We start from the raw sequence: 24,146 nt of genomic DNA, 5'->3' as shown, positions 1-24,146 counted from the left end.
AGCTCATCGGGGTTCCTTCCCTTGCCGCCTGCCTGAAACTCGAATTATTTAGGATATACTAAAATTTAACAGTATTAACACAACGTGAGCGCGGGGATTTCCCCCGGTCAATACAGAAGCGGATTCCGCTTTCTGAACAAAAGAGGCAAACCCATGGAGATGTTGTCAGGTGCCGAAATGGTGGTCCGATCGTTGATCGATCAGGGCGTAAAACATGTGTTCGGTTATCCGGGCGGTGCGGTGCTGGATATTTATGATGCCCTGCATACGGTTGGCGGTATCGAGCATATTTTGGTGCGGCATGAGCAAGGTGCGGTACATATGGCCGATGGCTATGCACGAGCGACGGGCGAGGTCGGCGTTGTGCTGGTCACTTCCGGCCCGGGTGCGACCAACGCTATTACCGGTATCGCCACGGCGTATATGGACTCCATTCCTATGGTGGTGTTGTCCGGTCAGGTTGCGACTTCGCTGATTGGTTATGATTCCTTTCAGGAATGCGACACGGTGGGGATTTCCCGCCCTATCGTGAAACACAGCTTTTTGGTCAAAAAGACCGAAGATGTCCCCACGATCCTGAAAAAAGCGTTTTATCTGGCGTCCAGCGGGCGTCCGGGCCCGGTCGTCGTCGATCTGCCGAAAGACATCATGAATCCGGCAAATAAGCTGCCGTACGTTTATCCTGAAAGCGTCAGCATGCGTTCCTATAATCCGACGGTTCAGGGGCACAAAGGCCAGATTCGTCGTGCGCTGCAAACGCTGCTAGCGGCAAAAAAACCGATTATCTACAGCGGCGGTGGCGTGATTAACGCGGAGTGTCACGAAGAGCTGCTGACGCTGGCGGAAAAACTTAACCTGCCAGTGACCACTTCTCTGATGGGACTCGGTGGTTTTCCCGGTACGCACCGTCAGTGCCTCGGTATGCTGGGGATGCACGGGACGTATGAAGCCAATACGGCGATGCATAACGCCGATGTGATTTTCGCCGTAGGGGTGCGTTTCGACGACCGTACGACGAACAATCTGGCGAAGTATTGCCCGAATGCGACCGTACTGCACATTGATATCGATCCCGCGTCGATTTCCAAAACGGTCAACGCCGATATCCCTATCGTTGGCGACGCTAAACAGGTGTTAACCCTGATGCTGGAGCTGCTGGAACAGGATGGCGCGCCGCAGCAGTTCGATGCGCTACGCGACTGGTGGCAGAGCATTGAGCAGTGGCGTGCCCGTCACTGCCTGAAATACAGCACCGAAGGCGAGAAAATCAAACCGCAGGCGGTGATTGAAACGCTGCATCGTCTGACTGAAGGCAAAGCCTATGTGGCCTCAGACGTTGGTCAGCACCAAATGTTCGCCGCGCTGTATTATCCGTTCGATTTACCGCGCCGCTGGGTGAACTCCGGTGGGTTGGGCACGATGGGGTTTGGCCTGCCTGCGGCACTGGGTATTAAGCTCGCGCTACCGGAAGAGACCGTGATTTGTGTAACGGGCGACGGCAGTATTCAGATGAATATTCAGGAGCTTTCTACGGCGCTGCAATATGATTTGCCCGTTGTGGTCATCAACCTGAACAACCGCTTCCTCGGTATGGTGAAGCAGTGGCAGGACATGATTTACTCTGGCCGCCATTCCAGTTCTTACATGGAATCGTTACCGGATTTCGTCAAGCTGGCTGAAGCGTACGGTCACGTCGGGATTTCTATCGATACGCCGGACGAACTGGAAAGTAAGCTGTCACAAGCGCTGGCGCAGAAAGATCGTCTGGTGTTTGTTGATATCAACATCGACAGCAGCGAGCATGTTTACCCCATGCAGATTCGTGGCGGGGCGATGGATGAAATGTGGCTGAGCAAAACGGAGAGGACCTGATCATGCGGCGGATTTTATCAGTATTACTTGAGAATGAATCGGGCGCCTTGTCACGTGTCGTCGGCCTGTTTTCACAGCGCGGCTACAACATCGAAAGCCTGACGGTAGCCCCAACCGAAGATCCTACGCTATCCCGTATGACGATTCAGACGGTGGGCGATGAGAAAGTGCTGGAGCAGATTGAAAAGCAGTTGCACAAGCTGGTGGATGTTCTGCGCGTCAGTGAACTGGGACAGGGTGCGCACGTTGAGCGTGAAATCATGCTGGTGAAGCTGCAAACCACAGGATATGGGCGCGAAGAAGTGAAGCGCTGCGCCGATATTTTCCGCGGGCAGATTGTGGATGTTACTGCCTCGCTTTATACCGTACAGCTTGCTGGCACCAGCGATAAACTGGACGCCTTCCTCAGCGCCGTGCGTGAAGTGGCCGAAATTGTTGAAGTAGCACGCTCTGGGATCGTCGGCGTATCACGCGGCGATAAAATCATGCGTTAATCGACTTTTCGCTGCTTTTTCCTTTCTGAGGCCCGATAATAGTATCGGGCCTCTTTATTTCCCTTATCTTATATATACCCGTCATACTTCAAGTTGCATGTGCGTTGGCTGCGTTCACTCACCCGAATCACTTACCTGAGTAAGCTCATCGGGATTCCTTCTCTTGCCGCCTTCCTGAAACTCGAATTATTTAGGGTATAGGCGCAATATATTTCAGGTTAAAAGACGTCCATTATTGATATGACAGCTTGAAATATGCGGGTAACGTGATAAAAGCAGTTGCCGTACAAAAGCTTCTGCTGTTAGATCTACGCCATATCCATGATGATTTTATGGTCATCACACTATTTATTATTTATCCGGCCTATTTATTTTCCGGCCTACTAAGGGGTTACCGTGAAACTGGATGAAATCGCGCGTCTTGCGGGTGTTTCACGCACGACAGCCAGCTATGTTATTAACGGGAAAGCAAAGCAATATCGCGTGAGCGATAAGACCGTTGAGAAAGTCATGGCTGTCGTCAGGGAGCACAATTATCATCCCAACGCCGTCGCGGCTGGATTACGTGCCGGACGCACACGTTCAATTGGTTTGGTTATTCCCGATCTGGAAAATACCAGCTATACACGCATCGCCAATTATCTGGAGCGTCAGGCCAGACAGCGCGGATACCAGTTATTAATTGCGTGTTCAGAAGATCAGCCGGACAACGAGATGCGCTGTATTGAGCATCTGTTACAGCGTCAGGTTGACGCTATTATCGTTTCTACCGCATTACCCCCCGAGCACCCGTTTTATCAGCGCTGGATAAACGGCAACCTGCCGATTATTGCGTTGGACAGGGCGTTAGATCGTGAGCACTTTACCAGCGTGGTCGGGGCCGATCTTGAAGATGCCGAAATGCTGGCGCAGGAATTACGCAAAGTGCCTGCGAAATCGGTACTGTATCTTGGCGCTTTGCCTGAGCTTTCTGTTAGCTTTCTGCGTGAGCAAGGGTTCCGCCAGGCCTGGGCGGGCGATCCGCGTGAAGTGAATTATCTTTACTCCAATAGTTATGAGCGCGTAGCCGCCGCTGCCGCGTTTATGGATTATCTGAAAAATAACCCGATGCCTGAAGCGCTGTTCACGACGTCATTTCCGCTATTGCAGGGAGTGATGGACGTTAACCTGAAGATTAACGGGCGTTTACCGAATAATCTGGCTATCGCGACCTTTGGGGATAATGAACTGTTGGATTATCTGGAATGCCCGGTATTGTCTGTCGCTCAGCGCCATCGTGAAGTCGCGGAACGCGTACTGGAGCTGGTGTTGGCCAGTCTGGATGAACCGAAAAGGCCGAAGCCCGGTTTGAATCGCATCCGGCGTAACCTGTACCGTCGTGGCTCACTGAGTCGCGTGTAATCTCTCTGCCTTTCTGCGCCATAGATGACTATGGCGCTTCTTCTTGACTATTCAGTACTTCTCAATCTCAATTCACAACCCACTCTTACTTCGCTTTTATGGCAACGCCACGCGGAATAGCCGACGGCAGTATTCCAGGAAATAACCGTATATCACGCCTGTCACCATCGATATCACCAGATTACTGGTCACGGCCGTCAGGATTTGCGCGGGATTCGCCCCGATAGACCAGAGAATAATGGCGTAAACCGGGGATTGGAAACTGACATAGGCAAACAGATCGCCAAGGCTGCGCACCAGAAAATGCTCACCACCGTGACGTCTGGCTATATTCAACACACGATCGCGATACAGCCCATACGGCCAGGCAATGGCAATATTAACGGGGATAGACAGTAAACGCGAAGACAGCGATTGCTCGAAGCTCATACCGGAAAGCATGATTTCTATCGCCATGCCAGTGATGAAACAATAGACAACGAGCGCAAAGGTATCTGCGGTGACACTTCGCAATCGTGACGTCGGGGAAAACATACCGGGTTGCTCCATTCTTAGGGCGGATAAACTGGTTTAATGGTTTTGTGTGGTTTTTTGTCATGCCTTATTTTGTTTGTTTAGTTTACATCACTGAATGATTGGCTTTGTACTAGGTGAAAATATTTATTTATGCGCGTTTTTTATACTTTCCCGCTACTTTATATCTATCCGATAAATTTCCCGTTTTTTTATCGCGATAAGAGATTTAAAATTTCTTAAAAACAATGTGTTATGGTTTTTTAGGGCAAGATATTTCCGCGAGGAGGTAATGGCATTAAAGGAAGTGAGTAAATGACCGATAAAAAAGGGCTGCTTGTGACGCCCCTCATGCTTCTCTTGGGAGGATAAGTGAAACCCCACTTTCTGAGCCTGCATGGCTGTTCAGGGAACCGTTAGTTGCTGGTTTGGCGGAGCATTAAGTCAGGTAAAGCGGCTGATTCATCAATAATCGATGAGGCTGATGTTAAAAATGTGACATTGAGCAACTGTCAGTTGCGCGGTATGATTCTGCGGGCTCACGCAGGCCTTGGTATTCAAGGTATTCGGGGCTGGTAAGACAATTCTGAAAACGGTTGTCTTTGGTATCAGCGTGTGACAGTAAAAATAATCGAGATGCCGTAGTGAATAGCGACATGTTTGTCATGTTCCCATTCTGTTATGAATTTTTCTCAAATTATCATGACCTTAATCTTCGTTAATTGTGACTCCTTATTCCTTTTACCTCTATGCCAGCCCCAATTCATTCAGGAATAATCCCAACGTGCGCCAGCTCTGGCTTGACAAGGTTTTCATACCCTCCGTACACTCTTAAAGGTGGGAATTTGTGGGGTAAAGTGGTGGAAAAGGTGATGAAGGGGTAACTCAGGTATGTTTCGTGGGGCTACGCTGGTTAACCTCGACAGTAAAGGGCGCCTTGCTGTGCCTACCCGATACCGGGAAATGCTGAACGGGGAATCGCAAGGTCAAATGGTTTGCACCATTGATCTGCATCAGCCATGCCTGCTGCTTTATCCCTTACCTGAATGGGAAATCATTGAACAAAAGCTGTCTCGCTTATCGAGCATGAACCCCGCTGAACGTCGCGTTCAGCGCTTGTTATTAGGGCATGCCAGTGAGTGCCAAATGGATAGTGCAGGGCGTTTGTTGATTGCGAATACGTTAAGGCAGCATGCGGACCTTAAAAAAGAAGTGATGCTAGTCGGGCAGTTCAACAAGTTTGAGCTGTGGGATGAACAGACTTGGTATCAACAGGTCAGGGATGATATTGACGCTGAACAATCGACTCAGGAACCCTTATCTGATCGGTTGCAGGATCTATCGCTATAGTCATGCTGGAAAATTATAAACATACCACCGTCCTGTTGGATGAGGCCGTAAATGGCCTGAACATTCGCAGCGGCGGCATATACATCGACGGCACATTTGGCCGTGGTGGTCACTCTCGTCTGATTCTTTCCCAACTGGGGCCGGAAGGACGTCTGTTAGCTATCGATCGCGATCCTCAGGCAATTGAAGCCGCCAAGGCGATTGACGATCCTCGTTTCTCTATCATTCATGGGCCGTTCTCCGCCATGGCAGAGTATGTTGCGGAGCTCGGGCTGACCGGGCAGATCGACGGTGTTCTGCTCGATCTTGGCGTTTCCTCCCCACAGCTTGATGACCCTGAGCGTGGCTTCTCATTCATGCGCGATGGCCCGCTGGATATGCGTATGGATCCGACGCGCGGCTTGTCTGCCGCCGAATGGCTGATGAAAGCGGAAGCGGACGATATTGTCTGGGTCTTGAAAACGTTCGGCGAAGAGCGTTTTGCCAAGCGCATTGCCCGCGCGATTGCAGAGCGTAACCGCACTGAGCCGATGACTCGGACAAAAGAGCTAGCCGAATTGATCGCGGCTGCCAGTCCGGTGAGAGAAAAACATAAGCACCCGGCGACGCGCAGTTTTCAGGCGATCCGCATTTACATCAACAGTGAGTTGGAAGAGATCGAGCGTGCGTTAGAAGGCGCGTTAAGCGTGCTGGCTCCGCAGGGCCGTTTGTCGGTTATCAGTTTCCACTCGTTAGAAGATCGAATCGTGAAACGGTTTATTCGCCATCAGAGCCGTGGGCCACAAGTGCCTGCTGGCCTGCCGTTAACGGAAGAGCAGTTGCGCAGTCAGGGCGGCCAGACGTTAAAAGCCGTTGGAAAGAAACTGATGCCTTCGGAAGCCGAAATTGCAGAAAACCCGCGCGCGCGTAGCTCCGTGCTGCGGTTCGCTGAGAGACTGCCGGCATGATCGGTAACGAACGGCACACTCTGGTTGGCGTCATCGGTGAGGATCTGCTGCGTAATGCAAAGCTCCCCATGCTGCTGATGATTGCTGCACTGGTTTCTGCCGTTTTTGTGGTGACAACGGCGCACAAGACGCGCTTGCTGACAGCGGAACGTGAGCAGCTTCTGCTGGAGCGTGATGCGTTGGATATCGAATGGCGAAATCTGATCCTGGAGGAGAACTCTCTCGGGGATCATAGCCGCGTTGAGCGGATCGCGACGGAAAAGCTGCAAATGGGGCATGTCGATCCGTCACAGGAAAATATTGTGGTTAAGCAATGAACTAAATAGGCAACCAGTTACGCATGAAAGCAGCCCGTACAGGAAAGTTAAAGCGCCAGGAAGATCAAGCCAGCTTTGTTAGCTGGCGTTTTGCGTTGCTTTGCGGCTGTATCCTGCTGGCGATGTTTGGTCTGATGGCGCGTGCGGCTTATCTTCAGGTGATCAACCCAGACAAACTGGTGCGTGAAGGGGATATGCGTTCCCTGCGCGTACAGGAAGTGCCAACGGCTCGTGGGATGATCAGCGATCGCGCAGGTCGTCCTTTGGCTGTCAGCGTACCGGTGAATGCGGTTTGGGCGGATCCGAAAGAAGTGAATGATCGTGGAGGGATTACGCTGGATACGCGCTGGAAAGCCCTTTCTGACGCGCTTGATATCCCGCTGGATCAACTGGCCACGAAGATCAACGCTAACCCGAAAGGACGCTTCGTTTACCTCGCGCGTCAGGTGAATCCTGCTATTGGCGAATACGTCCATAAACTGAAACTGCCGGGCATTAATCTGCGGCAGGAGTCTCGACGGTATTATCCTTCCGGGCAAGTGACCTCCCACCTCATCGGCTTCACTAATATCGATGGACAAGGCATTGAAGGGGTAGAGAAAAGCTTTGATCGCTGGTTGACCGGTCAACCCGGTGAACGCACCGTGCGTAAAGACCGGTTTGGCCGCGTGATTGAAGATATCTCCTCGATTGATAGTCAGGCGGCACATAATCTGGCGCTGAGTATTGATGAGCGTTTGCAGGCGCTGGTGTACCGCGAACTGAACAACGCGGTTGCTTTTAACAAAGCCGAGTCAGGTACGGCCGTGTTGGTCGATGTGAATACCGGTGAAGTGCTGGCGATGGCGAATAGCCCGTCTTATAACCCGAATAATCTGGCGGATACGCCGAAAGAGATTATGCGTAACCGCGCCATCACCGATATCTTCGAACCGGGTTCTACGGTGAAACCGATGGTGGTGATGACGGCGCTGCAACGCGGTGTCATCAAAGAAAATAGCGTGCTCAACACGCTGCCTTATTATATCAATGGCCATGAAATCAAAGATGTGGGGCGCTACAGTGAATTGACGCTGACGGGCGTGCTGCAGAAATCGAGTAACGTCGGTGTTTCCAGACTGGCGTTAGCGATGCCTTCCTCTGCGCTGGTAGATACATACTTGCGCTTTGGATTAGGAAAAGCGACCAATTTGGGGTTGGTCGGAGAAAGCAGTGGCTTATACCCTCAAAAACAACGGTGGTCTGACATAGAGAGGGCCACCTTTTCTTTCGGCTACGGGCTGATGGTAACACCGTTACAGTTAGCGCGAGTCTACGCCACGATCGGCAGTTTCGGCATTTATCGTCCACTGTCGATTACAAAAGTTGATCCACCTGTTCCCGGCGAGCGTGTTTTCCCTGAAGCGCTGGTGCGTTCCGTGGTGCACATGATGGAAAGCGTTGCGCTGCCCGGTGGAGGTGGTACCAAAGCGGCCATCAAAGGCTACCGTATCGCGATTAAAACCGGTACGGCCAAAAAGGTCGGCCCGGATGGCAAATACATCAACAAATATATTGCCTATACGGCTGGCGTGGCTCCAGCCAGTAACCCACGTTTTGCTCTGGTTGTCGTGATCAACGATCCGCAGGCAGGGAAGTATTACGGCGGTGCAGTTTCTGCGCCAATCTTTGGCGCCATCATGGGTGGCGTTCTGCGTACGATGAATATCGAACCGGATGCGTTGCCGTCGGGCGACAAAAACGAGTTTGTAATTAATAGAGAAGAGGGATCAGGTGGCAGATCGTAATTTGCGCGATTTACTTGCGCCGTGGGTGCAAGACACTCCGGTGCGCGCGCTGCGGGAAATGACATTAGACAGCCGCGTTGCGGCTGCCGGGGATCTGTTTGTCGCGATTGTCGGGCATAAAACAGATGGACGGCGCTATATTCCGCAGGCAATTGCGCAAGGTGTAGCAGCGATCGTTGCCGAAGCAGAAGGTGAGGCTGCTGATGGCACCGTTCGCGAAATGCATGGTGTGCCAATGGTGTATCTCAGCAATCTGAACCAGAGACTGTCAGCGTTGGCAGGCCGTTTTTATCAGCAGCCTGCAGAAAAGTTACAGCTGATTGGCGTAACAGGAACCAATGGAAAAACGACGACGACTCAGCTTCTGGCACAGTGGAGCCAGGCATTAGGCGAAACGAGTGCGGTGATGGGTACCGTAGGCAATGGCCTGCTGGGGCGTGCGATTCCAACAGAGAATACGACGGGATCGGCTGTCGATGTTCAGCAGGTGCTGAGCCAGCTGGTCGAGCAAGGCGCGACATTCGCCGCAATGGAAGTCTCTTCCCACGGACTGGTGCAGCATCGTGTCGCGGCGTTGCCATTCGCGGTAGCGGTGTTCACTAACCTGAGCCGCGACCATCTTGATTACCACGGCGATATGGAAAGCTATGAAGCGGCCAAATGGGCGCTGTTCGCCGAGCATCGCGTGGGGCAGATGATTATCAACGCCGATGATGAAGTCGGGTTGCGCTGGTTGGCGAAGCTGCCGGATGCCGTAGCTGTAACGATGGAAAACAATTTGGTCCCCGGCTGCCGTGGGCGCTGGCTGAAAGCGACACAAATTGATTATCACGACAACGGAGCCACGATTGCGTTTGATTCAAGCTGGGGAAACGGCGAAATCGAAAGTCGTCTGATGGGCGCGTTTAACGTCAGCAATATGCTGCTGGCGCTGGCAACGCTGTTGTCTCTTGGCTATCCGCTCGACAAGCTGGTCATTACTGGCTCTCAACTGCAACCCGTGTGTGGCCGCATGGAAGTTTTCCATGCTGAAGGGAAACCCACGGTCGTTGTTGATTATGCTCACACGCCGGACGCGCTGGAAAAAGCGCTCGACGCTGCACGTTTGCACTGCCAGGGGAAACTCTGGTGTGTGTTTGGTTGCGGCGGCGATCGTGATAAAGGTAAGCGCCCACTTATGGGCGGCATCGCAGAACAACTGGCCGATCGCGTTGTGGTTACTGATGATAACCCGCGCAGTGAAGAACCTCAGGCCATTGTTGCTGATATTCTCTCCGGGCTGCTGGATGCCGGGCGGGTTCAGGTGATTCACGGGCGTGCTGAAGCGGTCACCAGCGCGATCATGCAGGCGCAGGAAAATGACGTCGTGCTGGTTGCGGGCAAAGGGCACGAAGATTACCAACTGGTCGGCAATCAGCGTCTTGATTATTCCGATCGTATCACCGTTGCCCGTCTGCTGGGGGTGATTGCATGATTCGCGTCTCCCTGCAACAGCTTGCCACGGTGCTGAATGCGCAACTGATTGGTGAAAGCATTGATATTGAAGATGTTTCAACCGATACGCGTAAGCTGGTGTCTGGCTGCCTGTTTGTCGCGCTGAAAGGCGAGAAATTCGACGCGCATGATTACGCTGCTGATGCGGTAACAGGCGGTGCGGCGGCTCTTTTAGTCAGTAAGCACTTACCTATTGATGTGCCGCAACTGTTGGTGAGCGATACACGTTTGGCTTTGGGGCAATTGGGTGCCTGGGTTCGCCAGCAGTCAACGGCACGCGTTGTGGCACTGACCGGATCCTCCGGTAAAACGTCGGTTAAAGAGATGACGGCGGCGATTCTGCGCCAGTGCGGCTCAGTGCTGTATACCGCTGGTAACTTCAACAACGATATCGGTGTGCCGTTAACGCTGCTGCGCCTGACGGCGGAACACCAGTTTGCGGTGATTGAACTCGGGGCGAATCACATTGGTGAGATTGCCTATACCACCGATTTAGTGCGGCCGGAAAGCGCACTGGTCAATAATCTGGCCGCTGCGCATCTGGAAGGGTTTGGTTCACTGGCTGGTGTGGCGCAGGCGAAAGGTGAGATTTTTGCGGGTTTGCCAGTAGACGGTGTCGCTATCGTGAATGCGGACAGCAACGATTTCCCACACTGGCAGGTCATGTTTAATCATAAAACCGTGTGGCGTTTCTCGCCGCAGGCCGCTTGTGATATCGATTTTTTTGCCAGCGACGTAGACGTTTTGGCGCAAGGTACGCGTTTCACTCTTTACTCGCCATTTGGCAAAACGCAGATTCTGCTGCCTTTACCGGGTCGGCATAACATTTCTAACGCACTGGCAGCGGCCGCGCTGGCAATGTCCGTCGGAGCGACGCTGGAAGCCGTTAAATCTGGTTTATCCCAGCTTCAGGCGGTGCCGGGACGGCTGTTTCCGATTGCTTTGTCTGAGGGCAAGTTGCTGCTGGATGACAGCTACAACGCGAATGTGGGCTCGATGACGGCGGCGGCACAGGTATTGGCTGACATGCCGGGCTACCGCGTGATGGTCGTGGGTGATATGGGCGAGCTAGGGGATGAAGCCCCTGAGTGCCATCGTCAAGTGGGCGAAGCGGCGCGTGCTGCGGGCATCGATCGCGTATTGAGTGTGGGAACATTGAGTGAATTGATCGGCACTGCCAGTGGCAAGGGTGAGCATTTTCAGGATAAAGCCGCGCTGGTTTCACGTTTGAAGGTGCTGATGTCAGAACATAACGTCATCAGCGTATTGGTTAAAGGCTCACGCAGTGCTGCGATGGAGCAGGTTGTACATGCATTACAGGAGAATGCGCAATGTTAGTATGGCTGGCCGAACATTTGGCCAAACTTTATACCGGCTTTAACGTCTTTTCTTATTTGACGTTCCGCGCCATTGTCAGCCTGCTGACCGCATTGGTTATTTCCTTATGGATGGGGCCGCACATGATCGCCTGGCTGCAGCGTTTGCAGATTGGTCAGGTGGTGCGTAACGAAGGGCCTGAATCACATTTCAGTAAGCGCGGCACCCCAACGATGGGGGGCGTGATGATCCTGGTGGCGATTATCGTTTCCGTTTTGATGTGGGCGAATCTGTCGAACCCGTATGTCTGGTGCGTATTGCTGGTGTTAGCAGGCTATGGCGCGGTCGGTTTTGTTGATGACTACCGCAAAGTGGTCCGTAAGGATACCAAGGGGCTGATTGCCCGCTGGAAATATTTCTGGCAGTCCGTGATTGCGCTCGTGGTGGCTTTCAGCATGTATTCCATCGGTAAAGATACGCCGGCTACGCAGCTGGTTGTGCCGTTCTTCAAAGATGTGATGCCGCAACTGGGCTTGCTTTATGTTGCGTTGGCCTACTTTGTGATTGTCGGTACCAGCAACGCGGTAAACCTGACTGACGGTTTGGACGGGCTGGCAATCATGCCGACCGTGTTTGTGGCCGCGGGTTTTGCGCTGGTTGCATGGGCAACAGGGAACATGAATTTTGCTGGTTACCTGCATATCCCGTATATCCGCCATGCCAGTGAACTGGTGATTGTTTGTACTGCGATTGTGGGCGCGGGGCTTGGGTTCCTGTGGTTTAACACCTATCCGGCACAGGTCTTCATGGGGGACGTCGGGTCGCTGGCGCTGGGCGGCGCGTTGGGCACTATCGCGGTTCTCCTGCGTCAGGAATTTTTGTTGGTGATTATGGGCGGCGTCTTTGTGGTCGAAACGCTGTCGGTGATTCTGCAAGTTGGGTCCTTTAAGCTGCGCGGGCAGCGGATTTTCCGTATGGCGCCGATTCATCATCATTATGAACTTAAGGGCTGGCCGGAACCGCGCGTGATTGTGCGCTTCTGGATTATTTCATTGATGCTGGTGCTGATTGGCCTGGCAACGCTGAAGGTACGATAAGACATGGTGGACTATCAGGGTAAAAAAGTCGTCATTATCGGGTTGGGCCTGACTGGGATCTCCTGTGTTGATTTCTTTCTCGCACGCGGTGTGGTACCGCGCGTGGTGGATACCCGTATCAGTCCGCCGGGTCTGGATAAGCTGCCTGAGCAGGTAGAGCGACACCTCGGTAGTCTGAATGAAGACTGGCTGATGAACGCGGATTTGATTGTCGCCAGCCCCGGTGTGGCGTTGGCGACACCGATTCTGTGCGATGCTGCCGACGCAGGCATTGAAATCGTTGGCGATATCGAACTGTTCTGCCGTGAAGCACAGGCACCGATTGTGGCGATTACCGGTTCTAACGGTAAAAGCACGGTGACGACGCTGGTCGGTGAAATGGCACGAGCGGCGGGGTGGCAGGTGGGCGTGGGTGGCAACATTGGTCTGCCTGCGCTGCAACTGCTTGAGCAGCCTGCTCAGCTTTATGTGTTGGAGCTGTCGAGTTTCCAACTCGAAACGACGAACAGCCTGCACGCGGCGGCGGCAACCATTCTGAACGTGACGGAAGATCACACCAACCGTTACCCATTGGGTCTACAGCAGTACCGGGCGGCGAAATTGCGTATTTATGAACACGCAGAGTTGTGTGTTGTGAATGCTGATGATGCGCTGACCATGCCGGTTCGCGGTGCGGATGCACGCTGCCGCAGTTTTGGGGTTGATGTCGGCGATTATCATCTTAACCGCCAGCAGGGAGAAACCTGGCTGCGGGTGGATGGTGAACGTGTACTCAATACCCGTGAAATCAAGCTGGTTGGCCAGCACAATTATACGAACGCATTGGCAGCGCTGGCGCTGGCTGATGCCGTGAAGATTCCTCGCTCGTCTGCGCTGACGGCGTTGACGTCATTTACCGGGCTGCCTCATCGCTTTCAAATGGCCTTTGAGCGCAACGGCGTGCGGTGGATCAATGATTCTAAAGCCACCAATGTGGGGAGCACTGAAGCTGCATTGAGCGGGTTGACCGTCGAAGGCACGCTGCACCTGCTGCTAGGTGGTGATGGAAAATCTGCCGACTTCTCACCACTGGTGCCGTATTTACAGGGTGAACACATTCGTTTGTATTGTTTTGGTCGTGATGGACAGCAACTGGCTGCGTTACGTCCTGAGGTTGCTGAACAAACAGAAACGATGGAACAGGCGATGTGCGTCATCGCCGAACGCGTTAAGTCAGGCGATATGGTGTTGCTGTCGCCTGCCTGCGCAAGTCTGGATCAGTTCCGCAGTTTTGAACAGCGAGGCGATGAATTCGCTCGTCTGGCGGAGGAGTTAGGCTGATGCGGTTCTTCGGGCTGGCGTTTATCGAACGCATCAAAAGCTGGGTTATGGGAACGCGTGAAAGCGATACGCTGAGCGTGGTTCTCTATGACAGGACGCTGGTGTGGTTGACGCTTGGGCTGGCTGTGATTGGTTTTGTGATGGTGACGTCGGCTTCCATGCCAGTCGGACAACGTCTTGCCAGCGACCCGTTCCTGTTTGCGAAACGTGATGCGATTTATCTCGGGTTGGCATTTGGTTTGTCGTTAGTCACGCTGCGTATCCCGATGGAGATATGGCAGCGCTACAGCCCGGTGCTGTTGTTGCTCGCGATGGTTATGCTGTTGGTGGTTCTGGCGGTGGGAAGCTCGGTCAACGGTGCATCCCGCTGGATTTCGCTGGGGCCGTTGCGTATTCAGCCTGCGGAGTTATCCAAGCTGGCGCTGTTTTGCTACCTGTCCAGCTACATGGTGCGCAAAGTTGAGGAAGTGAGAAATAACTTCTGGGGCTTTTGCAAACCGATGGGCGTGATGGTGGTGTTGGCGGTGCTGCTGCTGGCGCAGCCTGATCTCGGTACCGTGGTTGTGCTCTTTATTACGACGCTGGCGATGCTGTTTCTGGCCGGTGCCAAGATGTGGCAGTTTTTGGCGATTATCGGCTGTGGCGTGTTTGCCGTTGGCCTGTTGATTGTCGCTGAGCCTTACCGTATGCGACGTGTGACGTCTTTCTGGAATCCGTGGGACGATCCGTTCGGCAGCGGTTACCAGTTGACGCAATCCCTGATGGCATTTGGGCGCGGCGAATTCTGGGGACAAGGGCTGGGGAATTCAGTACAGAAACTGGAATATTTGCCGGAGGCGCATACCGATTTCATTTTCTCTATTTTAGGTGAGGAACTCGGCTATATCGGTGTGGTTTTAGCGTTGTTAATGATATTCTTCGTCGCTTTTCGCGCGATGTCTATCGGGAAGCGGGCGCTGGAAATCGATCAGCGTTTTTCGGGCTTTCTGGCGTGTTCAATCGGTATCTGGTTCAGCTTTCAGACGCTGGTGAACGTAGGCGCGGCGGCGGGAATGCTACCGACGAAAGGGCTGACGTTGCCGCTGATCAGTTACGGCGGTTCCAGTTTGCTGATTATGTCGACGGCGATTGTTTTGCTGTTACGCATTGATTTTGAAACGCGTCTGACGAAAGCGCAGGCGTTTACGAGAGGTGCCCGATGAGTGGCGAAGGCAAGCGTTTGATGGTGATGGCTGGCGGTACGGGCGGGCATGTTTTCCCCGGACTCGCGGTTGCACACCACCTGATGGCGCAGGGCTGGCAGGTTCGCTGGTTAGGTACGGCGGATCGAATGGAAGCCGATTTGGTGCCTAAGCATGGTATCGAAATTGATTTTATCCGCATTTCTGGATTGCGTGGTAAAGGCATTTGGGCGCAGTTAAGCGCACCGATTCGTATTTTTCAGGCAGTACGTCAGGCGCGGGCGATTATGCGCCGCTACCAGCCTGATGTGGTGTTGGGGATGGGCGGTTACGTTTCCGGCCCCGGCGGTCTGGCCGCCTGGCTGTGCGGCATTCCGGTCGTGCTCCACGAACAGAACGGGATTGCAGGGTTGACCAACCGCTGGTTATCCCACATTGCCAAAAAAGTATTGCAGGCGTTTCCTGGCGCATTTCCCAACGCAGATGTGGTGGGGAATCCGGTCAGAACTGATGTGCTGGCGCTGCCTGCACCGGAAACACGATTAGCCGATCGCTCAGGCCCTGTGAGGGTGCTGGTTGTTGGCGGTAGTCAGGGCGCAAGAGTACTGAACCAAACGCTGCCCGGTGTGGCGGCACAGCTGGGCGACCGCGTGACGATTTGGCATCAGGTCGGTAAAGGTGCGTTATCAACCGTTCAGCAGGCCTATCAGGATGTTGGGCAGACGCAGCACAAGATTACCGAGTTTATTGATGACATGGCGGAAGCCTACGCCTGGGCGGATGTTGTGGTGTGCCGTTCCGGTGCATTAACCGTCAGTGAAATTGCGGCGGCTGGGTTACCGGCGCTGTTTGTGCCGTTCCAGCATAAAGATCGGCAGCAGTATTGGAATGCGCTGCCGTTGGAACAAGCTGGCGCAGCAAAAATTATTGAGCAGCCACAGTTTAACGTGGCGGCTGTCAGCGAGGTGCTTTCCGGTTGGGATCGTGCAACCTTGCTGACAATGGCGCAAAAAGCCCGCGCAGTGGCGATTCCAGATGCAACCGAACGGGTTGCGGCGGAAGTCAGTGCAGCGGCAGGCAGTCGGGCCACACATGTGGCTCACGGTTAATTAATACAGCGTGGGCGGGCAGAAGGCTGTGCGGCCACGCACCAAGGTAGCGATAGAATAAAGTGAATACTCAACAACTGGCGAAACTGCGTTCAATCGTGCCCGAGATGCATCGCGTCCGGCACATACACTTTGTTGGCATCGGCGGTGCTGGCATGGGTGGTATCGCCGAAGTGTTGGCCAACGAAGGTTATGAGATTAGCGGGTCCGATCTGGCACCGAATGCGGTGACGCAGCAGTTGACCGAACTTGGCGCACAGATTTACTTCCACCACCGTGCGGAGAACGTTTTGAACGCCAGCGTGGTGGTGGTGTCGAGTGCGATTACTGCGGATAACCCTGAGATTGCCGCCGCGCATGACGCCCGTATTCCGGTGATCCGTCGTGCCGAGATGTTGGCGGAACTGATGCGTTTTCGTCACGGTATTGCGATTGCGGGTACGCACGGTAAGACGACCACCACGGCGATGGTCAGCAGTATTTACGCGGAAGCGGGATTAGACCCGACGTTTGTGAATGGCGGATTAGTGAAGGCGGCAGGAACGCATGCGCGTTTGGGCTCAAGCCGTTACCTGATTGCGGAAGCAGATGAAAGCGATGCGTCTTTCCTGCATTTGCAGCCGATGGTGGCGATTGTGACCAACATTGAAGCCGACCATATGGACACCTATCAGGGCGATTTTGAGAACCTGAAGCAGACGTTCATCAATTTCCTGCACAACCTGCCGTTTTACGGGCAAGCGGTGATGTGTATTGATGATGCGGTAATCCGTGAGCTGCTGCCGCGCGTGGGTCGCCATATCACTACGTATGGCTTTAGCGACGATGCCGATGTGCGTATTTCAGGGTATCACCAGACTGGTGCGCAAGGGCATTTTACGCTGGAGCGGAAAGATAAACCGCTGCTCACTGTCACGCTGAATGCGCCGGGGCGTCACAATGCGCTCAACGCAGCGGCGGCGGTTGCGGTGGCGACCGATGAGGGCATTGATGATGAGGCGATTCTGCGTGCGCTTGAACGTTTTCAGGGCACCGGACGTCGCTTTGATTTCCTCGGTGAGTACCCGCTTGAATTGGTGAATGGGCAAAGCGGTACGGCGATGTTGGTGGATGATTACGGCCACCATCCGACGGAAGTTGATGCCACGATTAAAGCTGCCCGTGCTGGGTGGCCGAATAAGCGGTTGGTCATGATTTTTCAGCCGCATCGCTATACGCGAACCCGCGATTTGTATGATGATTTCGCGCACGTGTTATCACAGGTTGACGTATTGCTGATGCTGGATGTGTATTCCGCTGGAGAGTCGCCGATTCCAGGTGCGGACAGCCGTTCGCTGTGCCGTACGATACGCGGAAGAGGTAAGATTGATCCGATTCTGGTGACGGATGTGGATACTTTACCGGAACTGTTGTCACAGGCGCTGCGAGGTGAAGACCTGATTTTGGTTCAGGGCGCCGGCAACATCGGTAAACTGGCGCGTAAACTGGCTGATTCCAGATTACAGCCACAGATGAGTGAATGAGGAACATCATGACTGAGAAAGTTGCTGTATTGCTTGGTGGAACCTCTGCCGAACGTGAAGTGTCGTTACTTTCCGGTCAGGCGGTTTTGGCTGGTCTGAAAGAAGCGGGCATCAATGCGCATGCGGTTGATACCCGTGATGTCTCTGTGACGACGTTAAAAGAAGAAGGTTTCACCAAAATATTCATCGCCTTACATGGTCGCGGTGGAGAAGACGGTACATTGCAGGGCGTTCTGGAATTCCTGGGCTTGCCTTATACCGGTAGCGGCGTCATGGCGTCCGCACTGACGATGGATAAACTCCGCACCAAACAGGTGTGGCAAGCGGTGGGATTACCAGTATCGCCATACGTGGCGCTGGATCGTCGCCAATATTCGGAAACGGCGGCAAACACTCTGTTGGCGAAGTTTACCCATCTCGGGTTGCCGCTGATCGTTAAGCCAAGCCGCGAAGGTTCCAGCGTCGGTATGAGCAAAGTGAATACGCTGAGCGAACTGCCCGCGGCACTGGAAGAAGCCTTCCGTCACGATGACGATGTTCTGGTCGAGAAATGGCTGAGTGGCCCAGAGTATACGGTGGCTATCCTGGGTGATGAGGTGTTGCCTTCTATTCGTATTCAGCCTGCCGGTACGTTTTACGATTATGAAGCGAAGTATTTATCGGATGATACGCAGTATTTTTGCCCGAGTGGTCTGCCGGATGAGCAAGAACAGGCGTTAGCGGGATTGGCGATGGCGGCCTATCGTGCGGTGGGCTGTCGCGGGTGGGGACGCGTCGATTTTATGTTGGATAACGACGGTGGCTTCTATCTGCTTGAGGTAAATACGTCTCCGGGGATGACGAGCCACAGTCTGGTTCCTATGGCGGCGCGTCAGCGTGGCCTGACGTTCTCGCAACTGGTCGTGAAAATTTTGGAGCTTGCTGGCTGATATGTCCCAGGCAGCCCTGAATACACGCGGACGAGAGCCTGAAACGAAAGGAACACGTCGCAGTAATGGAGGCCAACTGGCAGGGATGATTTTCCTGCTGATGGTGATAGGGACTATCGTCTGGGGAAGCTGGATGGTGGTGGGATGGATGAAAGATGCCAGCCGTTTACCGCTTTCCCGCATGGCTGTAACAGGGGAAAGGCAGTTCACCACCAACGACGATATCCGTCAGGCCATTTTGTCGTTGGGGTCGCCGGGCACATTCATGACACAGGATGTGAATGTGATCCAGCAGCAGATTGAACGTTTGTCGTGGATAAAACAGGCCAGTGTGCGTAAGCAGTGGCCAGATGAATTAAAGATTCATCTGGTTGAATATGTTCCGGTAGCACGTTGGAATGATCAGCTAATGGTTGATGCGGAAGGAAATTCGTTCAGTGTACCTGCCGAACGTATTGGCAATCGCAAGATGCCGTTGCTGTATGGCCCGGAAGGCAGTGAGACAGAAGTGTTGGAAGGCTATCGCACAATGAGTCAGACCTTAGCCGCCGGGAAGTTTACATTAAAGACAGTGGTGATGAGTGCGCGGCATTCCTGGCAACTGGGGTTAGACGATGATACTCGCCTTGAATTGGGGCGAGATGATAGAGCCAAACGTCTGCAACGCTTTATCGAGCTGTATCCGCTGTTACAGCGGCAGGCTCAGAGCGAAAACAAACGTATCAGCCATGTGGACTTGCGGTACGACAGCGGGGCCGCGATAGGTTGGGCTCCAGCCTTGCTTGATCAACAAAATCAAAATGTTGATCGGCAACGAGTTGGTCAGTAACAAGACATTGATCAGCAACAAAACAGTAACCAGAAACAGGCACAGGCTAAACAACAATGATCAAGTCGACGGACAGAAAACTGGTAGTTGGGCTGGAAATCGGTACAGCAAAAGTGGCTGCGCTGGTAGGGGAAGTTCTGCCCGATGGCATGGTCAATATTATTGGCGTGGGCAGTTGCCCGTCACGCGGTATGGATAAAGGCGGCGTAAACGATCTGGAATCAGTCGTTAAATGTGTTCAGCGCGCTATTGATCAGGCTGAGTTGATGGCAGACTGCCAGATCTCCTCCGTATATCTGGCGCTGTCGGGAAAACATATCAGCTGCCAGAATGAAATAGGGATGGTGCCTATTTCAGAAGAAGAGGTTACGCAGGACGACGTGGAAAGCGTGGTGCATACCGCTAAATCCGTGCGCGTGCGTGATGAACATCGTGTTCTCCATGTGATTCCACAAGAGTACGCGATCGATTATCAGGAAGGGATTAAAAACCCGGTTGGCTTATCCGGCGTGCGCATGCAGGCGAAAGTCCACCTGATAACCTGCCATAACGACATGGCAAAGAATATTGTTAAAGCCGTTGAACGCTGCGGCTTAAAGGTCGACCAGCTGATTTTTGCGGGACTGGCTTCCAGTTATGCTGTGCTGACTGAAGACGAACGTGAGCTGGGCGTGTGTGTCGTTGATATTGGTGGCGGTACAATGGATATCGCAGTCTACACCGGCGGCGCATTGCGACACACTAAAGTGATTCCGTATGCGGGCAATGTGGTTACCAGCGATATTGCCTACGCATTTGGTACGCCGCCGACGGATGCCGAAGCGATCAAGGTGCGCCACGGTTGCGCATTAGGCGCGATCGTCGGCAAGGATGAGAATGTGGAAGTCCCGAGCGTTGGAGGACGTCCACCCCGCAGTCTGCAAAGACAGACGCTGGCGGAAGTGATTGAACCACGTTACACCGAACTGTTGAATCTGGTGAACGATGAACTTTTACAGTTGCAGGAGCAGTTGCGTCAACAAGGCGTGAAACACCATCTGGCAGCAGGAATTGTGCTGACGGGCGGTGCCGCGCAAATAGACGGTTTGGCGGCTTGTGCGCAGCGTGTGTTCCATACACAGGTGCGTATTGGACAACCGATGAATATAACAGGGCTGACGGATTATGCCCAAGAGCCTTATTACTCAACGGCGGTTGGGTTGCTGCATTACGGAAAAGAATCTCATCTGGGCGGTGAGCATGAAGTCGAAAAACGAGCCTCAGTGAGCAACTGGTTCAAACGAATCAACAGCTGGTTGAGGAAAGAATTTTAATGTTATCAAAGAGATCACCTGGCACAGTTTTATGATCTCGCAGTTACAGGCACAAACGGAGAGAAATTATGTTTGAACCAATGGAATTAACCAACGACGCGGTGATTAAAGTCATCGGCGTCGGTGGCGGCGGTGGTAATGCCGTTGAACACATGGTGCGTGAGCGCATCGAAGGCGTCGAATTCTTCGCGGTTAACACGGATGCGCAGGCATTACGTAAAACGGCTGTCGGCCAGACGATTCAGATCGGTAGTGGCATCACAAAAGGTCTGGGCGCAGGCGCTAACCCGGAAGTCGGCCGTAACTCGGCTGAAGAAGATCGCGAAGCGCTGCGTTCAGCCCTGGAAGGTGCGGACATGGTGTTTATCGCCGCAGGTATGGGCGGTGGCACGGGGACAGGTGCTGCGCCGGTTGTGGCCGAAGTCGCAAAAGACCTGGGCATTCTGACTGTCGCTGTGGTGACCAAACCTTTCAACTTTGAAGGCAAAAAGCGTATGGCGTTTGCGGAGCAGGGTATCGCCGAGCTGTCTAAGCACGTCGATTCGCTGATCACCATTCCAAACGACAAATTGTTGAAAGTGCTGGGACGCGGCATTTCCCTGCTGGATGCCTTTGGTGCGGCAAACGATGTGCTGAAAGGCGCGGTGCAAGGTATCGCCGAGCTGATCACCCGTCCGGGTCTGATGAACGTCGACTTTGCTGACGTGCGTACCGTGATGTCCGAAATGGGTTATGCCATGATGGGTTCCGGCGTGGCGCGCGGTGAAGACCGGGCAGAAGAAGCCGCTGAAATGGCGATCTCCAGCCCGCTGCTGGAAGACATCGATCTGTCCGGCGCGCGTGGCGTGCTGGTCAACATCACGGCGGGCTTTGACCTGCGTCTGGATGAATTCGAGACGGTGGGTAACACCATCCGTGCATTCGCGTCTGACAATGCGACAGTCGTAATCGGTACGTCGCTTGACCCAGAAATGAATGATGAACTGCGTGTAACGGTCGTTGCAACGGGTATCGGTATGGACAAACGTCCTGAGATTACGCTGGTGACGAACAAGCAGGCCAGCCAGCCTGTGATGGATCATCGCTATCAGCAGCACGGTATGACGCCACTGGCGCAAGAAAAACCGGCTGCCAAAGTGGTTAACGACCAGAATCCGCAGACAAATAAAGAGCCAGACTATCTGGATATCCCGGCGTTTCTGCGTAAGCAGGCAGACTAATTTGCTGCCAGATAACGTTGGAATCTCCGCTCTTTGTGCTAAACTGTGCCACCGAGCCTGGTGTATACTAGGTCGGTAGGTTCAGTAACATGCGAGATAAAATGATGATCAAACAACGTACATTAAAACGTATTGTTCAGGCGACTGGTGTCGGGTTACATACCGGCAAGAAGGTCACGTTGACCATGCGTCCTGCACCGGCAAATACCGGGGTCATCTATCGCCGCACAGACTTGAATCCCCCGGTTGATTTTCCGGCTGATGCAAAATCCGTGCGTGATACCATGCTCTGTACTTGCCTGGTTAATGAGCATGACGTCCGTATTTCTACGGTGGAGCATCTTAACGCTGCGCTTGCAGGGTTGGGCATTGACAATATTGTCATTGATGTTGACGCGCCAGAAATTCCAATTATGGATGGCAGCGCCAGCCCGTTCGTTTACCTGCTGTTAGATGCCGGTATCGAAGAGCTGAATTGTGCCAAGAAATTCGTACGTATCAAACAGCCCGTTCGCGTTGAAGATGGCGACAAGTGGGCCGAGATGAAACCGTTTAACGGCTTCAGCCTGGATTTCACTATCGACTTCAACCACCCGGCGATTGATGCGGGCAACCAGCGCTATCGTTTAGATTTCTCCGCTGATGCGTTTGTTCGCCAGATCAGCCGTGCGCGTACCTTCGGCTTCATGCGCGATATCGAATACTTGCAGTCTCGTGGGTTGTGCCTGGGCGGCAGTATGGATTGTGCCATCGTCGTTGACGATTACCGCGTACTGAACGAAGACGGTCTGCGTTTTGAAGATGAGTTTGTCCGTCATAAAATGCTGGATGCTATCGGTGACCTGTTTATGTGTGGTCACAACATCATCGGAGCATTCTCTGCGTTTAAATCCGGCCATGCTCTGAACAACAAACTGTTGCAGGCTGTGTTGGTCAATCAGGAAGCGTGGGAATACGTGACCTTTGAAGACGAAGCTGAAATGCCGCTGGCGTTTAAAGCACCGTCTATCGTGCTGGCGTAACGCTTAACGCCGTTACTTCTTATTACGACTGGTTTTACTGGTACTCTCTCCGGCCAGTGAAGCCAGTCGTTCTAATATCTTTCCGAGTTTTTCCGGGCTGTTTCCTGCTAACGTCCTCAATGTTTCCGCACTTTGTTCGCTCAACTGACGCAACGGTTTGTCATCGGCATTTTCCGTCGCTGAAATGTCACTATTTTTCACGATTTCATGCCCTTTTGCGGCAAGCGTTGGATTAATCCTGATGTCGATTGAAGCCAATGATGGTAGTATTTGTGCGCGTAATGCAGAGAGCAGCGCAGGTTGTTCGTAACGTAACCGCATCAGCCAACTGGCGTTGGCGGTTTCCAGTATCAGTAAACCTTGCCGGTAATTAGCGACGCGGCACCATGGGTGCAACGGTGCAGGCAGTAACCCGCGTACGGCACGGTTGAGTTTTAATAAGGCGATAGCGCGCTGTTGCACATCTTGTAGCGGGCCTTTACCCGACATGGATGCGCTATCAAACAGAAATTCCAGTGATTGTGGGCGGCTATCACGCATAGGCCTGGCTCCGGTGGATGTTACTCGTGATTGGTATTCTAAATCGTTGGCGACAATTTGGCAGACGTTATTTCTGGCCGCATCTCTTATTAGGGATGGTCGCGGCGAGTCTTGGCCTGCCGACAAGCCTGAACGACTCACAGGATATCGCCTCACTCCCGAATTCAAGCTCCAGTGTTAGTCGCCAGAATAACGTATCGCTGAACCTTACCGATCTGGTCGCCCTGAAGGAAGCGCATCGGCGCTCGTCCTACAGCGTTGACTACTGGCATCAGCATGCGATTCGTACGGTAATTCGCCACCTTTCTTTTGCGTTGACGACGCCACAGACGGCCACCGCCCAGCAGGTTGACGATCTTCAACCTCATTCTCTGGTTTTGCTGGATACGCTAAATGCGTTGCTGACGCAGGATTCCCAGTATCCCTTTGTGATCTCCCCCCATGCTGGGCGCGTCACTTTTTATCCTCAGGCACACCATCAAATCGGTATCTGGCTTGCCCAAATCCGCGGCATCCGTGCAGGACCTTCTCTTCTCAGCTGAAAGTGTAGTGGATAATTAGCTGAAGAAAT

Annotated in this window: 22 protein-coding genes; 20 read left to right on the top strand and 2 right to left on the bottom strand. The window is 53.2% G+C overall.

The genetic code is table 11. The annotated features are described in order from the left end of the window. Positions 1-153: 153 nt before the first annotated feature. From ilvI to cra, 3 genes are all read left to right on the top strand, one after another. On the top strand, positions 154-1,872 hold the full coding sequence (ilvI, locus tag O1Q74_RS16820; RefSeq protein ID WP_271874735.1) for an acetolactate synthase 3 large subunit: 1,719 nt from the start codon (positions 154-156) through the stop codon (positions 1,870-1,872). Between the two features lie 2 nt (positions 1,873-1,874). After that, positions 1,875-2,366 (top strand): acetolactate synthase small subunit, encoded by a 492-nt coding sequence (ilvN, locus tag O1Q74_RS16815; protein ID WP_271874734.1) that lies wholly within the window; start codon positions 1,875-1,877, stop codon positions 2,364-2,366. 396 nt (positions 2,367-2,762) lie between these two features. After that, complete coding sequence (cra, locus tag O1Q74_RS16810; RefSeq protein ID WP_180778507.1) at positions 2,763-3,767, top strand: catabolite repressor/activator; 1,005 nt, start codon at positions 2,763-2,765, stop codon at positions 3,765-3,767. A gap of 96 nt (positions 3,768-3,863) precedes the next feature. Here cra and O1Q74_RS16805 read toward each other — a convergent pair whose 3' ends face one another. Further along, a complete protein-coding gene (locus O1Q74_RS16805; RefSeq protein ID WP_271874733.1) occupies positions 3,864-4,301 on the bottom strand; it encodes an L-alanine exporter AlaE in 438 nt (145 codons plus the stop codon). An 870-nt stretch (positions 4,302-5,171) separates the two neighbouring features. Here O1Q74_RS16805 and mraZ point away from each other — a divergent pair. From mraZ to lpxC, 16 genes are all read left to right on the top strand, one after another. Continuing rightward, positions 5,172-5,630, top strand: a complete 459-nt coding sequence (gene mraZ / locus O1Q74_RS16800; protein WP_015841733.1) for a division/cell wall cluster transcriptional repressor MraZ — start codon at positions 5,172-5,174, stop codon at positions 5,628-5,630. Positions 5,631-5,632: 2 nt separating this feature from the next. Further along, entirely contained in the window at positions 5,633-6,577 is a 945-nt protein-coding gene (gene rsmH, locus O1Q74_RS16795; protein WP_271874732.1) for a 16S rRNA (cytosine(1402)-N(4))-methyltransferase RsmH, read from the top strand. Then, positions 6,574-6,894, top strand: a complete 321-nt coding sequence (gene ftsL, locus O1Q74_RS16790) for a cell division protein FtsL (RefSeq protein WP_271874731.1) — start codon at positions 6,574-6,576, stop codon at positions 6,892-6,894. The genes rsmH and ftsL overlap by 4 nt, the downstream gene beginning before the upstream one ends. 23 nt (positions 6,895-6,917) lie before the next feature. Further along, complete coding sequence (locus tag O1Q74_RS16785) at positions 6,918-8,681, top strand: peptidoglycan glycosyltransferase FtsI (RefSeq protein ID WP_271874730.1); 1,764 nt, start codon at positions 6,918-6,920, stop codon at positions 8,679-8,681. Beyond that, positions 8,668-10,155, top strand: a complete 1,488-nt coding sequence (murE, locus tag O1Q74_RS16780; protein WP_271874729.1) for a UDP-N-acetylmuramoyl-L-alanyl-D-glutamate--2,6-diaminopimelate ligase — start codon at positions 8,668-8,670, stop codon at positions 10,153-10,155. The genes O1Q74_RS16785 and murE overlap by 14 nt, the downstream gene beginning before the upstream one ends. Beyond that, entirely contained in the window at positions 10,152-11,513 is a 1,362-nt protein-coding gene (gene murF / locus O1Q74_RS16775) for a UDP-N-acetylmuramoyl-tripeptide--D-alanyl-D-alanine ligase (RefSeq protein ID WP_271874728.1), read from the top strand. The genes murE and murF overlap by 4 nt, the downstream gene beginning before the upstream one ends. Next, entirely contained in the window at positions 11,507-12,589 is a 1,083-nt protein-coding gene (gene mraY / locus O1Q74_RS16770; RefSeq protein ID WP_225085785.1) for a phospho-N-acetylmuramoyl-pentapeptide-transferase, read from the top strand. The genes murF and mraY overlap by 7 nt, the downstream gene beginning before the upstream one ends. 3 nt (positions 12,590-12,592) lie before the next feature. Further along, the gene (gene murD, locus O1Q74_RS16765) at positions 12,593-13,909 is read left to right on the top strand and encodes a UDP-N-acetylmuramoyl-L-alanine--D-glutamate ligase (RefSeq protein ID WP_271874727.1); all 1,317 of its coding nucleotides are present in this window, start codon (positions 12,593-12,595) and stop codon (positions 13,907-13,909) included. After that, entirely contained in the window at positions 13,909-15,111 is a 1,203-nt protein-coding gene (gene ftsW / locus O1Q74_RS16760) for a cell division protein FtsW (protein ID WP_225085783.1), read from the top strand. Before murD ends, ftsW begins: the two co-directional genes overlap by 1 nt. Next, positions 15,108-16,199, top strand: a complete 1,092-nt coding sequence (gene murG, locus O1Q74_RS16755) for an undecaprenyldiphospho-muramoylpentapeptide beta-N-acetylglucosaminyltransferase (RefSeq protein ID WP_271874726.1) — start codon at positions 15,108-15,110, stop codon at positions 16,197-16,199. Before ftsW ends, murG begins: the two co-directional genes overlap by 4 nt. Positions 16,200-16,261: 62 nt before the next feature. Next, positions 16,262-17,722 (top strand): UDP-N-acetylmuramate--L-alanine ligase, encoded by a 1,461-nt coding sequence (murC, locus tag O1Q74_RS16750; protein WP_334311367.1) that lies wholly within the window; start codon positions 16,262-16,264, stop codon positions 17,720-17,722. 8 nt (positions 17,723-17,730) lie between these two features. Next, positions 17,731-18,651, top strand: a complete 921-nt coding sequence (locus O1Q74_RS16745; RefSeq protein ID WP_271874725.1) for a D-alanine--D-alanine ligase — start codon at positions 17,731-17,733, stop codon at positions 18,649-18,651. A gap of 1 nt (position 18,652) precedes the next feature. Next, entirely contained in the window at positions 18,653-19,480 is an 828-nt protein-coding gene (gene ftsQ / locus O1Q74_RS16740; RefSeq protein WP_271874724.1) for a cell division protein FtsQ, read from the top strand. A 56-nt stretch (positions 19,481-19,536) separates the two neighbouring features. Then, positions 19,537-20,793, top strand: coding sequence for a cell division protein FtsA (gene ftsA, locus O1Q74_RS16735; protein ID WP_010298002.1), 1,257 nt, complete (start codon positions 19,537-19,539; stop codon positions 20,791-20,793). A 68-nt stretch (positions 20,794-20,861) separates the two neighbouring features. Then, positions 20,862-22,013 (top strand): cell division protein FtsZ, encoded by a 1,152-nt coding sequence (gene ftsZ, locus O1Q74_RS16730; RefSeq protein ID WP_005975217.1) that lies wholly within the window; start codon positions 20,862-20,864, stop codon positions 22,011-22,013. 104 nt (positions 22,014-22,117) lie between these two features. Beyond that, on the top strand, positions 22,118-23,035 hold the full coding sequence (lpxC, locus tag O1Q74_RS16725; protein ID WP_271878968.1) for a UDP-3-O-acyl-N-acetylglucosamine deacetylase: 918 nt from the start codon (positions 22,118-22,120) through the stop codon (positions 23,033-23,035). A gap of 12 nt (positions 23,036-23,047) precedes the next feature. Here the strand turns inward: lpxC and O1Q74_RS16720 are convergent, their stop codons facing one another. Continuing rightward, the gene (locus tag O1Q74_RS16720; RefSeq protein ID WP_271874723.1) at positions 23,048-23,575 is read right to left on the bottom strand and encodes a DUF721 domain-containing protein; all 528 of its coding nucleotides are present in this window, start codon (positions 23,573-23,575) and stop codon (positions 23,048-23,050) included. Between the two features lie 26 nt (positions 23,576-23,601). Here O1Q74_RS16720 and secM point away from each other — a divergent pair, with 26 nt between their 5' ends. Next, entirely contained in the window at positions 23,602-24,117 is a 516-nt protein-coding gene (secM, locus tag O1Q74_RS16715; protein ID WP_271874722.1) for a secA translation cis-regulator SecM, read from the top strand. Positions 24,118-24,146: the final 29 nt, after the last annotated feature.

It is taken from the genome of Pectobacterium sp. A5351, from assembly GCF_028335745.1.
Lineage (GTDB): Bacteria > Pseudomonadota > Gammaproteobacteria > Enterobacterales > Enterobacteriaceae > Pectobacterium.
The sequence above is the reverse complement of the archived record's forward strand: the minus strand, read 5'-3'. Positions and strand labels throughout refer to the sequence as shown.